We start from the raw sequence: 15,091 nt of genomic DNA, 5'->3' as shown, positions 1-15,091 counted from the left end.
GTTAGCATTGATTGGACCGGGCCGCCGCACGGCCTGCGCGCCAGCCAAAGATCATCGCCGGGCCCAGCGTGCCGCCAGCACCGCCATACACTTTGCCGGTGACCCCGCCCATGGCATTGCCGGCTGCGTAAAGGCCGGCAATGGGCTGGCCCGACAGGTCCAGCACTGCCCCGTCCCGGTCCGTCTTTGGACCGCCCTTGGTGCCCAGCGTGCTGGCATGCACCGGTACGGCATAGAAGGGGCCGCGATCCAGCGGTCCCAGGGTGCGGGCAGGCCCGGCGGGGCGGTCGACATCGCCGTTCCAGCCGTCATAGGCACTGGTCCCCCGTCCAAAATCGGCATCCTCACCGACGGCCATCATGCGGTTCCAGCGGGCGACCGTGTCGGTCAGCGTATCCTCAGGCAGACCCAGATGCTGGGCCAGGTCCGCGACGCTATCACCGCGCGCGATCCAGTCCGGCGCTACGGCCCCTGGTGTCACACCGAAAAAGCCGTACCGGTCCAGGTAGGTCTGGCAGAAAATCAGCCAGCAAGGCTGGTTGGCATAGGTGAAACCGACAGGATCGAAAGCGTGCAGCACGGCCCCAAAGGCATTGTAATTCGTCGCCTCATTGGCGAAGCGACGGCCCTTGGCATTGACCATGATTGAGCCGGGCAGGGTCCGTTCCCGCAGCAGCAGGAAATGGCGGCTCGGATCGTTGCCGGCTGCCGCCTCCCCACCCCAGGCGATGGTGGGCACCCACCATGCCTCTGCCATGTTGGTCAGGGCAGCCCCGGCCCGCATGGCCATGCGCAGCCCGTCGCCAGTGCAGGTGCGTGCCGTGGGCAGATGGCCGATAGGGCCGCGCAGGAAATCGCGGGCCAGATCCCGGTCCCATTCAAACCCACCGGTGGCGATAACCACCCCGGATCGGGCAGCAATCATGGTGCCATTCGCCCACACACCGGTGACGCGGCCGCGTTCATTGCGCTCAAGGTCGGTGACCGTCTGGTTCAGGCGCAGTTCGATCCCCCGGTCCAGACAGGCTTTCAGCAACCAGCCCACCAGCGCGCGGCCGCAGCATTCGATGCCGGCGGCCCGGCGAGCCTGAAGCGTGGTTGCATCCACCCCACCGCTGCCATCACCCCGGGGGCGTTCGCCGATCATGGTCCAAGGATTGGCCCGACCGCGCAAAACCTTGTCTGCCCAGTCGCCCAGCGACGGCATGGGAAACGGGCCGGGTTCCAGTGACCGACCGCCGTCCGGCATGCCACCTGGATGTTCGGGGTGATAATCGGGGAAACCATCGACCAGCCTGATATCCATGCCCACCGGACCCGACAGCCAGTCGATCAACGCAGGCACCGTGTCCACATAGGTTTCGGCTATCAAAGGATCAATCAGACCCAGCGACAGGGCATCGAGATAGGCCAGTGCCTCCTCCCGGCTGTCCCCATCACCGGCGAAGCGGTTGGCCGGCAGCCAGAACACCCCGCCCGACAGGGCGGTGGTCCCGCCCACTGCACCCGCCTTTTCCAGCAGCAGCACCTGCGCGCCCGCGTCGGACGCGGCCAGGGCGGCAACCAAGCCGGCGGCGCCGCTGCCCAGGACGATCACATCCGCCATCTCCATTCCCGGCCCTTCCATCTTTTCCTCCCGCGCGGCATGATGGCCCGACGCTCGTTATATAACGGGTGTTATTTATAACAAACGTTATAGGAAAAGCAATGCCGGCCGTGGTGGATCACGAGGCGCGCCGACGCGCTGTGGCGGAAGTGACGGCGGACCTTGTCGCCAAGGCGGGGATCGAGGCGGTGACGGTGCGGGAAGTGGCGCAGGCCGCCGGCTACAGCACGGCCATTGTCAGCCATTATTTCGCGTCCAAGGTGGACCTGCTGTTCTATACCTACCGTACCACGGTGCTGCGTGCCCATCAGCGGATGGAGACGGCCCTGGCAGCGGGGGACGGCGCCATGCGACCCTATCTGGCGGCCCTGTTACCGCTGAATGCCGAACAGCGGCGGGACTGGCTGGTCTGGTTCGCCTTCTGGACCATGGCCATTGCCGACCAGACCCTTTCCGCCGAACAGCAGGTCCGTTCACGGCAGATCACGGCGCGGGTCGCCACCCTGTTGCAGCAACGTGGATTGCAAGAAGAGGCGGCCAAGGCCGGTGCACGGCGCCTGCTGGTCACCATATATGGCATGGCCAGCCAGGCGTTTTTTGATCCTGACCGCTGGCCCGCCGCGACCCAACTATCCTTGCTGGATGCTGATCTGGCAGCGCTGGGCGTCAATTGATCACGCGTGCCGGTGCCGGGGCAGGGCGCTTGGGATAGTCAAATTTCGGCGGTAGCCGGTGATGCAGGGCGGCATAGACCACCATCACCGCCGCCCCGGCAACCGCAATCGACAGCAGTTCCAGGGCCGGCATGGCCGATGATCCGGCCACCACAACGGGCATGGCGCCGGCGGGCGGATGGGTCAGGCGGGCCAGCGACATGGCGGTGATTGCCGCCCCCACGGTCAACCCCACCACCCACCAGTCAGCGGGCAAGGTCATCTGGGCTAGCAGCGTGACCAGACCAGCCAGCAGATAACCGCCGACCACGTTGACCGGTTGGGCCAGGGGACTGGCAGCCTGCGCGAACAACAGCACCGCGCTGGCCCCGAACGGCGCCAGCAGCAATGGCAAATGTGTCCGCCCCGCCAGCCAGCCCGCCGCCCCGATACAGACCGCCGCCCCCAGCCCTCCCTTCAGATGCGCCACCAGATGCGGATGGCGGGTTTCGTGTCGGACAAGCAGATGACGCGGCATGGGTAAATCCTGTGCATTATCTGCCTGTTTTCTGACCTGATATTGCACAATTTGCAATCAGCATTGATCCTGTCCGCGATTGTCGGTCGTGCAGGCCTGTCTCACCGGCATCAGCATGTGATGGTCGATGCGTGTCATTTCCCGTGCCTGCCGGATTGTTGACTTGTCACCGGACCGTGCTTTGGCCACCCTGGGGCAAATCAGTGATGGGAAGTGGCATGGGTCCGGTTTTCGGGTTGCAGGGCAAACTGGCTGACTGGCAGCGGGATGGCATTATTGATGCCGATCAAGCCGAACGCATTGCCACGTATGAGGCGGGGCGCAGCCGGCCCCGACTGGCCCTGGCGCTTGCCGTGCTGGGGGCTTTCACGATCGGGGTAGGGGTCATCGCCATCATCGCCGCCAATTGGGATGCCATCCCCATCGCCCTGCGGCTGGGTCTGCATATGGCGCTGAACCTTGTTCTGGGAACCGCCGCCTGGGTGTGGACCCGATCAACCGGGCCGGAACCGTCGGTCAGAGGCGAAGGGGCGGTGCTGCTGCTGTCGCTGTCCACCCTGGCCTTGATCGCCCATATCGGGCAGAGTTTCCAGTTGCAGGGCAGTGCTGCCGGGCTGCTGGGCGGGTGGTTGCTGCTGGCCACCCCCTTTATTGTGCGGCTGTCGCGTGGCGGCATCAACCGTTGGGTCTGGACCGGGGGGCTGTTCGCCTGGATGCTGTTTACCTTGGATGAGCATCATCGCTGGCTGTCGGATAAGCATCTTTTAAGCACGTTTTTCATGCTGTTCCTGGCTGTGCTGTCGGCCTTGCGAGCCGATAGGCTCCGCCTGCCACCCGTCTGGGCGCGGCATCTGGGGCAGGTGGCAGCGGGTGCCGCCATCCTGGGCACCTCCATCATGCTGATGATCGTGGCGCCGCTGATGACCCGGCCGGTAACCGAGGCGGCGCGCCACGATGTCCTGATCGGGGCTGGTGTTGGCCTTGTCGCGTTGGCAGCGGCGCACCTTCTGGTGCCGGCAGACCGGCGGGGTGCGCGCCTGGGGCTGGGTGTTGCTGTCGCCCTGGCACCGGCCCTGTTCGCCCTGCCGCTTCTGTTCACCGGCACCACCGGGGCCATCATCGCCGGCGTGGCCTTTTGTCTTTACTGGATCGGGCTGGCGCGGCTGGCCCTGGTGGCAGGGCGGCCGGGCTGGTACCGGCTGGCCGTGGTGTTAATCGCGGTCAGGGTGTTTGTCGCCTATCTGGATGCGGCAGGCGGGTTGATGGCAACAGGCCTCGGCCTGATCTTGGCGGGACTGGTTTTGCTGGGTCTGGCCTATGCCGCGTGGCGGATGATGGAATGGCGCATGGAGCGGCCGGTATGAAAAAATCAGCGCTGTCTGCCGCTCTGCTGCTGCTGCCCACCCTGATCCTGGCGGGATGGGCACTGTGGCTGCCCATTCCACGTGCCGATGATCCCGGCCTGCGCATCCGGCTTCTGGGCTTTGATCCGCGCGACCTGCTGCGCGGTCATTACCTGCTGGCCCGGCTGGATATCCATGATCTGCCACCGGGTCGGTTTGGTCCCGACGATTGTGTCTGTCTGTTTGACCGGCCGCAGGATCCTGGCCGTCCCGGCTTTACGCCCTTGCCTTCCTGCGCGGCAGCGATCTTGAAAACCTGCCCCCTGCCCCTGTCCGATCCTGGCCGGGAGTTGCGCCTTTACCAGTCGCAGGAGATGGCGCAGGCGCTGGAGAACTGGCTGGCCGGTGGCAAACGGATTGTCGATATTGACGTCCGTTTCGACGGCAAGGGCGGCATCGCCCTTCAGGATATCCGTGTTGACGGGCAGACGCCGGACAGTGGCCGTTGACCGACTGAAAACAGGAGCAAAGCCATGGCGCGTGAAGGACGTCTGATCCGGGTTGAAGTGGCTTTGAGCCATCTGGACGGGTTCATCGAGTATTTCGGCCATAACCTGCGCCACAGCCGGGAAGAGCCGGGCTGTATCCAGTTCCGCGCAGCGCGGTCCCGGTCGGAAGAGGTGGAGGGCGGCCCCGCCATCTTTCATGTCTGGGAGGAATTTGTGGACGCCGACGCGATGAATGCCCACCACGCTTCGGCGCATTTCCAGCGCTGGAGCCATTGGCGTGCTGAACAGGGCGACGCCGTGGTGCGGGTCGGTCTGGTCACCGAACCCTGGGAATGATGCCTGGCGCTCAACCCAGCATCAGGTAACCGGCGCCCCCTGACACGCCCGTGAAACTCAGGATGCCGGTGGCCTGTACATTCGACAGGGTGACGCTGGCATCGACGATGCTGTCACCGGTCAGATCGATATGCCAGGTGGCCCCCTTGTAGCCATCGGCCCCGTCCACCGGCGTGCCGATCACACGGCTTTTGCCCGCCACCCAACCCCAGATGGTTACACTTTCCAATCCTTTCGTGAAATCGGTAATGGTGCTCCATACCGTCCGGCCTGCGGCGCCGTCGGCACTGCGTCCATCAATGAAAAAAATATCGCTCCCAGTGCCGCCTGTCAGAAAATTGGACCCCGTGCCGCCATCCAGGATGTCGTTGCCGGCCCCACCCTCCACCGCGTCGTTACCGGCATTGGCGTTGATGAAGTCGTTGCGGCTGGTCCCAACAACGAGATCATTGCCGCTATCGGTCACAAGCACCCATTCCAGGCCGAATGACCCGTCCGCCAATTGCGGCGTCACGGTCTTTCCACCCACCAGCATCTGCTGTGCGGTATCCCGGACTGCATTTTCATCGCCAGCCGTATTTACCGCCAGGGTGCTGAGGGCGATATCGCGCCGGACTTGCTGTGCCAGGTCAGCCCCGAAACTCTCTAGGGAAACAACGCCCTTATTCATATAGTTCTTGGCTAACAATGACTTGAATGACGCTTCTGGCCAGGGAATGTCTAAGAAAAAGGATACCGTCCAGCTTTCTATCCTGTTGGCGGTGGATTGCCAGTCGATGAAGATCACGCCGCCACCCGTGCGGGTGTCGATCATCATCAGATGACGCCCGTCCAATTCTGCGATGTAGTTCACGTTCCGCAGGAAGCCGCCATCATCGAAACTGTCACCGCTGCTATTTCCGCCATCCAGGACATAATTCAGGCTGGTTAATGGCGACGTTAGGGCATAACGGTCGCCGCCCTTGCCGCCCGACAACAGGACCCCTTCGAAACCGGCGCCCAGCAGCAGCGTGTCGATGCCATCCAGGCCAAAGACACGCTGATATGTGGTGGTTGGCGACAGGATGTCGTTGCCCGCACTGCCAAAGATATCCAACAGATCCCCCGTCGCCCGCATCGGCACCGCCCGTGGGGGCGCTTTGCGCCTTCACGCGGCGATGAATATGCCGGGGGATGGGTCGGGCGATCCGTGAACTGGTTCACAGCAGCGCCCGTTCATTGCATTGAGACAAGGGGCTGAACTATTCAGTTGTAGCTTTCGCGGTCATCCACGTTGCGGGCCAGCACCTCACGCTTTCCGGCATGGTTGGCCTTGCTGATCACGCCTTCTTTCTCCATCCGTTCAATCAGGCGGGCGGCGGAATTATAACCGATGCGCAGGTGACGCTGGATGAAGCTGGTGGAGGCCTTGCCCTCGCGGGTCACCACTGCCACAGCCTGGTCATACAGGTCGTCGCCCGACGCCTCGCGCCCGCCATCGCCGCCGCCACCCCCGCTGCTTTCCGCAGCAGAGGGATCGAACTCCTCATCCTCCTCGGTGACGGCATCGACATAGGAAGGCTCGCCCTGGGCCTTCAGGAACTTCACCGCCTGTTCCACCTCTTCGTCGCGGACAAAGGGGCCATGGACGCGGGTGATGCGGCCGCCGCCGGCCATGTACAACATGTCACCTTGGCCCAGCAACTGTTCAGCCCCCATTTCGCCCAGGATGGTGCGGCTGTCGATCTTGCTGGTCACCTGGAAGCTGATTCGGGTTGGGAAATTGGCCTTGATAGTGCCGGTGATCACGTCCACGGATGGGCGCTGTGTCGCCATGATCAGATGGATGCCGGCCGCACGTGCCATCTGGGCCAGGCGCTGGATGGCGGCTTCAATATCCTTGCCGGCGACCAGCATCAGATCCGCCATTTCATCGACGATCACCACGATATAGGGCAGTTCCGTCAGATCAATGGGCTGTTCTTCATAGATCGGCTTGCCCGTGTCGGGGTCAAAACCGGTCTGGACACGGCGCATCAGCACTTCGGCATTCTGCCGCGCTTCCTTGAGGCGGGCATTGTAGCCATCTATGTTGCGCACACCCAGCTTGGACATATTGCGATACCGGTCCTCCATCTCCCGTACCGCCCATTTCAGGGCCACGACAGCCTTCTTAGGATCGGTCACCACCGGTGCCAGCAGGTGCGGAATGCCTTCATAGATGGACAATTCCAGCATCTTGGGATCGACCATGATGAAGCGGCACTTGTCCGGCGGCATCCGGTACAGCAGCGACAGGATCATGGTGTTGATGGCCACAGACTTGCCCGAACCGGTGGTGCCCGCGACCAGAAGATGAGGCATGCGGGCCAGATCGGCGATCACCGGGCCGCCACCAATATCCTTGCCCAGGACCAGGGCCAGTTTCTGCTGGCTTTTCTCATAGGCGTCCGACATCAGCAGTTCGCGCAAATACACTGTTTCGCGCCGCTGGTTCGGCATTTCGATGCCGATGACATTGCGCCCCGGCACGACCGCCACACGCACTGACACTGCCGACATGGACCGGGCAATGTCATCGGCCAGACCGATGACACGGGCTGATTTCACACCCGGCGCGGGTTCCAGTTCATAAAGGGTGACAACAGGGCCAGGGCTCACCTTCACGATCTGCCCGCGCACACCGAAATCCTCCAGCACGCTTTCCAGCATCTCGGCATTGCGCTGCAACGCCTCCTCGCTCATCAGCGGGCCGGCACCATGTGGGGGCAATTGCAGGATATCCAGCGGTGGCAATTCATAATCGCCGCGCGCTTCGGGTTCCAACAGCAGGTTGGCCTGACGCGCCTTCTCCACCTTGCGGGCCACCTCCGGCAGCGGTTTTGGCGCTGGACCGACGACGGGGGGGGCGTGGCGGCGGCGTTCCTCCGCGGGGGCGCTGATCCGCTCCGTTGCCGGTGGCTCTGCCGCAGCATCGGTGCTGCCTCCCGGACCGGGGTCGCCCAGGCTGGGTGCCACGCGCGGGGGCACGGCTGTGGGGGCTGCGGCGCTGCCCGTGCCCTTGATCCGGGCACGCAGACTGCCCAGCAAGGCCCCGGCTTTGGTAGCCAGGGTGGCCATGTCGGGCGAACCGCCCGCCGTCTCCGGCTTGGGTGCCCAACGGGTCGGCTGGACCGGGGCTGGCGGTGGCACCGCCTCCTCATCCGCGTCTGCCCTGGCCGTCGCACGCCGCAGCGTTGCAGCACGCCGGCGCAAGGTCCGGATAAATTCACCCACCTCCCACAGGCGGACATCCAGCGCCCACAGGCACAAGAAGATGGCCGGCACCAGCAGGACCAGTCCCATCATCAGCCCGGAAACGCTGCCCGCCAGGGCCACCACCAGTTTCAGCAACGGCTTGACCAGCAGCGCTCCCGCCGGACCACCCCAGGCGGCATTGCCATTGGCTAGGCAGACCATGGCCATGGCTGTGACCAACACCGCCGCCAGGGCCAGGGGTACACGCAGGGCGATGTTGCGGACCGGCCGATGCCGGAACACACGCAGTCCCCAACCCAGCAGGAACAGCGGCAGCAGGTAGGCGGCATACCCCAGCGATTGCAGCAGCAGATCGGCCGTATAGGCGCCGGAGCGGCCCAGCAGGTTGGAAACGGGGATGGTATCCCCCGGTACCGCCGTGCTCCAGGACGGGTCTCGGCTGTCATAGGACAGGAACGATAGCAGCAGGGCCACACCCAGCAGCATCACCAGCAGACCCGCCCCTTCCACCAGCCGGCGCAGCGCAAACACCAGCATGCCTTCTGGCAGCAGACCGGATCTGCGCGATCCCGGACCCGCGCCGATGCCGGGACCGGGTGCCGGTCCGCGGGGCGCGGGGCGGCCGGCGGGGGGCGGGGTCTGGGGGGCGGAGCGGCTGGGCATTGGCGGTTCGTCCGGTAGCGGAATGAACAGGGATTGATCAGGTCAGGATACGGACCAGCCGTTCCATCGACCGGGCAACATTGTCGGCATCCTGAACCAAGGCGACGCGGATATAGCGGTCCCCCGGATTGAAGCCATCCATGTGTGGTTGGGTCAGATAGGCACCGGGCAGCACCTTGATCGCCCCCTCTCGCCATAGGCGTACGGTGGCTTCTTCGCCATTCTCCGCAACCTGGGAGACATCCAGCCACAGGAAAAAGCCGGCGTCAGGTCGGTAATAGCCCAGCTTTCCTGCCAGTACCGCTTCTGCCGCGTCGACATTGGCGCGGTAATAGGCGCGGTTGATCGCCACATGCGCATCATCGGCCCACAGCAGCGCCGACGCTGCCAATACCGGCAGCGGCATGCCGGCCAGCGAATAGGCCCGCAGACGGGTGAAGCCGGCGATCAGGGCGGGATCACCAACAACGAACCCGGAACGAAGACCGGCTGCGCTAGATCGTTTCGACAGCGAATGGAAACTGAGCAGGTTCGATAATGGGCGATCCCCTCCCAGTTCGCGGGCCGCGTCCAGCCCGCCTGCCGGCACGCCATTGTGCCACAGTTCGCCATAGCACTCATCGAAAGCCACGGTGAATCCGTGCCGCCGTGCCAGGGTCAGGGCGCGTTTCAGATAGTCCAGGCTGGCCACCGCACCCTGTGGATTGGCGGGGGTGCAGAGATAGAACAGGGCCGTGCGCGCCCAGATCTCCTCGGGTACGGCATCCAGATCAGGTAGGTATCCCGTCTCTTTGGTGCCATCCAGGAAGACAGGCTCCGCCCCGGCCATCACGGCGGCCCCCTGATAGACCGCGTAGAACGGGTTGGGGATCAGGACCACGGGCTTTTGCCCGGCTTTGGTTTCCGGTACCACCAACTGCGCCAGTTGATACAAAGCCTCCCGCGTGCCGCAGACCGGCAGGATTGTGCGGTCCGCATCAATGAAATCAGCGGGCAGGGAGAAGCGACGCGACAGCCAGCCACCGACCGCCGCGCGAAATTCCGCGGTACCGGCTGTGGGCGGATACTTGGCCCAGGCGGATGGCGCAGCGGCAGCCAGCGTCTGCGTCAACAAGGTGGGCGGGTTATTCTGCGGTTCCCCGATGGTCAGGATGCCAGGCACCACATTGGCCCGTGGCGTGACATCGGCCAGCAGCGCGTGCAGCCGGGGAAACGGGTATTCGGACAGGCTGGTCAGCCGATCACTGTGGCAGGGCGCCTGATCGGCGGGGGCGGCGTTGAACATCATGGCCCTTGCGGCTGGCAAAATCATGGTCATGCCGCACGACAGGGCGGCGGCCTTTCGCGAAGTGTAGCCGCCACCCGTGGCCCGCACAAGCCGCCCATTCGGGGGCGTCCGAGCCTAAGAATCCACCTGTTACAAGGGCTTGTGGATAAGTCTTGAGAAAAACGTTGAAAACTCTCGTAAACGCTTGATCCGAATCACAAATATTTTCGTGAACGAATCAGGACAACCTGTTCGCAGAAGGTTCCGCGAACAGGTTTTCCGGTCGATGAAAGCTGTGAAATGTGGGGTGCTTACAGCGCATCCCCATTCTGTTCGCCCGTGCGGATACGGACGGTCTGCACCACATCCAACACGAAGATCTTGCCATCACCGATGCGGCCGGTATTGGCGGCCTTCTGGATGGCATCAACGACACCATCCACCAGTTCGTCGGTGACGGCCACTTCCACCTTCACCTTGGGCAGGAAGCTGACAGAATATTCAGCGCCACGATAAATCTCGGTCTGGCCCTTTTGACGACCGAACCCCTTCACCTCCGAGACGGTCAGGCCCTGGATGCCAAGTCCCGTCAGGGCCTCGCGCACCTCGTCCAGCTTGAACGGCTTGATGATGGCCACGACGAGCTTCATTGCGCTCTCCCTTCCTCTGCATGGAACAGAAACGACTGCGGATGCCGGCACCGGCCCGGGTTGGAACCGATGCATCGACATCCTAACTTACAAGAACCGTGCCGTGCGCCATTTCCATGGGGTTTGGCGCGAAAAGCTGTGGGTGCCGCGGGTCCATGGTTGAGAACCGGCGCGCACATGAGCAGATGTTGATTAAAAATTGAGCAAAGACTGCGACGCCACGCCGTCTGGACAGGCGACAGGGCTTACGACAAGCTGACCAGCGCCCAAAAGAACAGCCAAATCCCGGAAAAACGCATCATGTCCGTGCAGAATGCCGATCACCAGGCCGATGTCATCATTGTGGGCGGGGGCCTGTCCGGCCTGACCCTGGCCTGCGCATTGGGGACCGCCGGGGTCACCACCCTGGTCATTGATCGGGAGCCGGCCGACGTCACGCTGCTGCCCGATTTTGACGGCCGTACCACCGCCATCGCTTATGGGGCCGGGACGGTGCTGATGGGGGCTGGTATCTGGGAGCATCTGGACGGCAATGTCGGGCCGATGCTCGATATTCGTGTCACTGACCAGTCCTCGCCGTTATTCCTGCATTATGACCATCGGGAAGTGGGTGATCGTCCCTTTGGCTGGATCATCGAAAACCGCGTGCTGCGCCATGCGCTGCACCGCCGGCTGGCACAATTGCCGTCGGTCACGCATCTGACGGCGACGATGGTGACCGGCATGGTGCGCGATGCCGCCGGTGTTCGTGTCACCCTGTCCGATGGGCGCACAGTCGCCGGGCGGCTGGTGGTGGGGGCCGACGGCAAGAAGAGTTTCTGCCGGGAGCATGCGGGCATCAAGCAGATCGGCTGGTCCTACAAGCAGCATGCCATTGTCTGCACTGTCCGGCATGAAGGGCCCCATGGCGGTGTGGCGGTGGAGCAGTTCTTACCCGCTGGTCCGTTTGCCATGCTGCCGCTGGCCGGTGGCCATCATACCAGCATCGTCTGGACCGAACCGTCCAGCATGGTCGATTTCTACATGGGCCTGCCGGAGGAGCGGTTCCAGCAGGAGTTGCAATTGCGGGTGGGTGACTGGCTGGGCCGGATCACGCCGGTAGCCGGGCGTTGGTCCTGGCCGCTCGGCCTTTCCCATGCCGAACGCTATGTCGATACGCGCCTCGCCCTGGTCAGTGAAAGCGCCCATGGCATGCACCCGATCGCCGGTCAGGGGCTGAATGTCGGTATCCGCGATCTGGCCGCACTGGCCGAAGTGGTGGTGGATGCCCTTCGTGTCGGTCTTGACCCCGGCGCGGCTGATGTGCTGGAGCGTTATCAGCGCTGGCGGCGCACGGACACTGTCACCCTGCTGGCCACCACCGATGTGCTGGTCCGGCTGTTCAGCAACGATATCAAGCCACTGGGCCACGCCCGGCGACTTGGGATGGCGGCGCTCAACAACGTGGCGCCCCTGAAACCCGCCAAGCAGTTCTTCATGCAGCATGCCATGGGCATTGTTGGCGAGTTGCCGCGTCTGGTGCGTGGCGAAGCTTTGTAAAGCCCGGCCGCAACCAGCCTGCAGGGCAGGCTGGTTCGCGCAGTGACCAGCCCCGCGTCCGCCGCCCTTGCCACACCGGCGGCATGCTTCAGGCGCCCGGCACACCCTTTGTGGTTGAATATTCAAAATGCATGGGCTGATCGGGATGGATCAGCGCATGTACGGCATGGGCTGCCATGGCCGCCTCACTGAACCCGCACAGGATCAGCTTCAGTTTGCCCGGATAATGGGCGATATCGCCGATGGCGTAGATGCCGGGGGCGGAAGTGGCCAGGGTCCGCTGGTCAGCCAGGATATGGCCTTTTTCCATGTCCAGGCCCCAATCAGCGATGGGCCCGAGATTCATGGCCAAGCCGAAGAAGGGCAGCAGTACATCGGCTTCCAGCACCTTTTCCTGATCATCCAGGTCGGCGACGCGCACGCCCGTCAGCGTGCCATCGGCCCCTTCCAGGCCGGAAAGCTGATAGGGCACCACCATTTCGACCTTGCCTTCCTTCACCAGCGCCTCCAGACGGGACACGCTTTCGGGTGCTGCGCGGAATTTCGGGCGACGATGGACCACCATGACATGGGCGGCAACTTCTGACAGGGAATTGGCCCAGTCAACAGCACTGTCGCCGCCCCCGGCAATGACGATCCGCTTGCCGGCGAAATCCTGGCGCCGTTTCACCAGATAGAAAACACCCGTCCCCTCATAGCGCTCAAGCCCAGCCAGCGGCGGCTTATTGGGACCAAAGGCGCCGACACCGGCAGCGATGATCACGGCCTTGGCGTCGATCTGGGTGCCCTTGTCGGTACCCACGCGCCAGCCGCCGTCGATGCGGGTCAGGGTGGTGACCTGCTGGCCCAGGTGATAGGTGGGGTTGAAGGGAGCCGCCTGTTCGGCCAGCCGGTCGATCAGGTCGGCGCCGTCGATGGCCGGGTGCGCCGGAATGTCATAGATCGGCTTTTCCGGATACAGCGCCGCGCACTGCCCACCCACCATGTCCAGCGCATCCACCACATGGGTGCGCAGTTTCAGCATGCCGCACTCAAACACGGCGAACAGGCCCACAGGCCCGGCGCCGATGATGACGACATCAGTGGAATGGAGGGTTTCGGTGGACATGGACAGCGCTCCCCAACGGGCGGACATCAATTCAAGCGGGTTTGGTGCCGCGTTTCAGGCGCGATGGCAAGTGTGGAAGCGGGGATGCGGGATTGCGTCGCCCCTTGCGGTGTGAGGGGCTTTTATCGGAGTCTGTCCATATGACCGTGGAAAGCCAAGCTGAATGACCCTGACCCTATCCCTTGCTGATGAATCCGCCACCAAAGCGCTGGCGGCCCGGCTGGCGCCGCATCTTCGGGGCGGCGATGTGGTGACCCTGCGCGGGGACCTCGGTGCCGGCAAGACGGCGCTGGCGCGTTTTCTGATCCGGTATCTGGCGGGTGACGAGGCGGAAGAGGTGCCAAGCCCAACCTTTACCCTGGTCCAGACCTATGAACATCTGACCCCCCCCCTCTGGCATTTCGACCTGTACCGTCTGACCGATCCGGGAGAGGTGGTGGAACTGGGGTGGGAGGAGGCACGCGAGGCCTGCGCCCTGGTCGAATGGCCGGAACGGCTGGGTCCGCTGTTGCCGCGCGACCGGCTGGATGTGCAACTGACCCTTGACGGGCCGACGGCACGCCGGGTGGTCATCACCGGCCATGGCGCCTGGGAAAAACGCGTGGCGGGGATATGAGGGTGATGCGCGAGAATGTGATTATCTGCTTCCTGGCCAGAGCCGGCTGGGCCGATGCAGCGCGCGCGCCGATGGGGGCTGACTGGTCCACACGACGCTACGAGCGGCTGACCCGGCCCGATGGAGCAAAGGCCATCTTGATGGATGCAGCGGGTGACGGGGCCGGGCAGGTACCGCCCTTTGTTCGCCTGTGCGGCCTGCTGCGCGCCATGGACCTCTCGGCGCCGCTGATCTTCGCGGAAGATCAAGGCCAGGGCTTGTTGCTGTTGGAAGATTTTGGCGATGACAGTTTTGCCTTGCTGCTGGATCGGGGAGATGATCCCTGGCCGCTCTATTGCAGGGCGACCGATGTCCTGTCGCATCTGCACAAACGCTTTGATCCCGGCACTGCCCCGGATATCCAACGTTATGACCTGACCCTGTTCACCCAACAGGTGGCATTGTTCGGCGATGCCTATCTGGATGCGGCGGCGACCCCCCTGAGCCCCGCAGGACGGCGGGCGCTGGATGATGCCTGGACGATGGTTCTGACCCAGGTGCTGGGTATCGTGCCGGACAGCCTGTTGCTGCGCGACTATCATCCGGGCAACCTGATGGCGCTGCGTGACCGGGCGGGTGTGCGGGCATGCGGTTTGCTGGATGTTCAGGATGGGGGCATTGGGCCGATCAGTTACGACCTGCTGTCGCTGCTTCAGGATGCGCGACGCGACGTGCCGGATGAGATCCAGTCGGCGATGATCGACCGGTACTTGTCGGCCATGCCCGGCCTGTCCCAGGGGGCCTTCCTGGCCAGTTACGCGGTGATGGGCGCGATGCGGCATGCCCGCATCCTGGGACGTGTGGCGCAACTGGCGGCGGGCGGGGGCAAAGCCCGGCAGTTGGCGTTCCTGTCCCGCGTCTGGGGCCAGTTCCGGCGGGCTATCGCCCACCCGTTGTTGTCCCCAATACAAAGTTTCACGGATCAACATTTGCCCCCCGACGGCGCCGTGCCGCATATTCTGGGTCAGTAATTAACAGGAGTAGTGT

14 protein-coding genes are annotated in these 15,091 nt (G+C 63.8%); 7 read left to right on the top strand and 7 right to left on the bottom strand.

Translation table 11 applies throughout. The features are described 5' to 3' along the window. Window position 1 precedes the first annotated feature (1 nt). Window positions 2-1,627: an FAD-dependent oxidoreductase gene (locus CHU95_RS00950; protein ID WP_207762330.1), complete on the bottom strand. Its 1,626-nt coding sequence runs from the start codon at window positions 1,625-1,627 to the stop codon at window positions 2-4. Window positions 1,628-1,707: 80 nt separating this feature from the next. Between CHU95_RS00950 and CHU95_RS00945 the strand changes: the two genes are divergently transcribed. Further along, complete coding sequence (locus CHU95_RS00945; protein ID WP_094452806.1) at window positions 1,708-2,280, top strand: TetR/AcrR family transcriptional regulator; 573 nt, start codon at window positions 1,708-1,710, stop codon at window positions 2,278-2,280. On the opposite strand, the gene CHU95_RS00940 is transcribed toward CHU95_RS00945, so the two are convergent. Next, window positions 2,273-2,797: an HPP family protein gene (locus CHU95_RS00940; protein WP_165771927.1), complete on the bottom strand. Its 525-nt coding sequence runs from the start codon at window positions 2,795-2,797 to the stop codon at window positions 2,273-2,275. The genes CHU95_RS00945 and CHU95_RS00940 overlap by 8 nt on opposite strands. Window positions 2,798-3,015: 218 nt before the next feature. On the opposite strand from CHU95_RS00940, the gene CHU95_RS00935 reads away from it, so the two are divergent. From CHU95_RS00935 to CHU95_RS00925, 3 genes are read left to right on the top strand one after another with little or no spacing between them, the layout of a single operon-like run. Then, complete coding sequence (locus tag CHU95_RS00935) at window positions 3,016-4,161, top strand: DUF2157 domain-containing protein (protein ID WP_165771926.1); 1,146 nt, start codon at window positions 3,016-3,018, stop codon at window positions 4,159-4,161. Further along, window positions 4,158-4,649: a hypothetical protein gene (locus CHU95_RS00930; protein WP_133065364.1), complete on the top strand. Its 492-nt coding sequence runs from the start codon at window positions 4,158-4,160 to the stop codon at window positions 4,647-4,649. Before CHU95_RS00935 ends, CHU95_RS00930 begins: the two co-directional genes overlap by 4 nt. A gap of 24 nt (window positions 4,650-4,673) precedes the next feature. After that, window positions 4,674-4,985 (top strand): putative quinol monooxygenase, encoded by a 312-nt coding sequence (locus CHU95_RS00925; protein WP_094452800.1) that lies wholly within the window; start codon window positions 4,674-4,676, stop codon window positions 4,983-4,985. A gap of 10 nt (window positions 4,986-4,995) precedes the next feature. On the opposite strand, the gene CHU95_RS22250 is transcribed toward CHU95_RS00925, so the two are convergent. From CHU95_RS22250 to CHU95_RS00905, 4 genes are all read right to left on the bottom strand, one after another. Then, window positions 4,996-6,102 carry a calcium-binding protein gene (locus tag CHU95_RS22250; protein ID WP_094452798.1) on the bottom strand — a complete coding sequence of 369 codons (1,107 nt, stop codon included), beginning with the start codon at window positions 6,100-6,102 and terminating at the stop codon, window positions 4,996-4,998. A gap of 128 nt (window positions 6,103-6,230) precedes the next feature. Beyond that, window positions 6,231-8,759: a DNA translocase FtsK gene (locus CHU95_RS00915; RefSeq protein ID WP_245837786.1), complete on the bottom strand. Its 2,529-nt coding sequence runs from the start codon at window positions 8,757-8,759 to the stop codon at window positions 6,231-6,233. Between the two features lie 163 nt (window positions 8,760-8,922). Further along, window positions 8,923-10,203 carry an aminotransferase class I/II-fold pyridoxal phosphate-dependent enzyme gene (locus CHU95_RS00910; protein ID WP_342744686.1) on the bottom strand — a complete coding sequence of 427 codons (1,281 nt, stop codon included), beginning with the start codon at window positions 10,201-10,203 and terminating at the stop codon, window positions 8,923-8,925. Between the two features lie 260 nt (window positions 10,204-10,463). Then, the gene (locus tag CHU95_RS00905; protein ID WP_094452794.1) at window positions 10,464-10,802 is read right to left on the bottom strand and encodes a P-II family nitrogen regulator; all 339 of its coding nucleotides are present in this window, start codon (window positions 10,800-10,802) and stop codon (window positions 10,464-10,466) included. A 300-nt stretch (window positions 10,803-11,102) separates the two neighbouring features. Here CHU95_RS00905 and CHU95_RS00900 point away from each other — a divergent pair, with 300 nt between their 5' ends. Beyond that, window positions 11,103-12,341 (top strand): UbiH/UbiF/VisC/COQ6 family ubiquinone biosynthesis hydroxylase, encoded by a 1,239-nt coding sequence (locus CHU95_RS00900; protein ID WP_094452792.1) that lies wholly within the window; start codon window positions 11,103-11,105, stop codon window positions 12,339-12,341. Between the two features lie 88 nt (window positions 12,342-12,429). Here the strand turns inward: CHU95_RS00900 and CHU95_RS00895 are convergent, their stop codons facing one another. Beyond that, window positions 12,430-13,449, bottom strand: a complete 1,020-nt coding sequence (locus CHU95_RS00895; protein WP_094452836.1) for an NAD(P)/FAD-dependent oxidoreductase — start codon at window positions 13,447-13,449, stop codon at window positions 12,430-12,432. 163 nt (window positions 13,450-13,612) lie between these two features. On the opposite strand from CHU95_RS00895, the gene tsaE reads away from it, so the two are divergent. Together tsaE and CHU95_RS00885 are read left to right on the top strand one after the other, a co-directional pair. Further along, window positions 13,613-14,065 carry a tRNA (adenosine(37)-N6)-threonylcarbamoyltransferase complex ATPase subunit type 1 TsaE gene (tsaE, locus tag CHU95_RS00890; RefSeq protein WP_094452790.1) on the top strand — a complete coding sequence of 151 codons (453 nt, stop codon included), beginning with the start codon at window positions 13,613-13,615 and terminating at the stop codon, window positions 14,063-14,065. Window positions 14,066-14,070: 5 nt separating this feature from the next. Continuing rightward, window positions 14,071-15,075: an aminoglycoside phosphotransferase family protein gene (locus CHU95_RS00885; RefSeq protein ID WP_165771925.1), complete on the top strand. Its 1,005-nt coding sequence runs from the start codon at window positions 14,071-14,073 to the stop codon at window positions 15,073-15,075. Window positions 15,076-15,091 lie beyond the last annotated feature (16 nt).

This window comes from Niveispirillum lacus, from assembly GCF_002251795.1.
GTDB lineage: Bacteria > Pseudomonadota > Alphaproteobacteria > Azospirillales > Azospirillaceae > Niveispirillum > Niveispirillum lacus.
The sequence above is the reverse complement of the archived record's forward strand: the minus strand, read 5'-3'. Positions and strand labels throughout refer to the sequence as shown.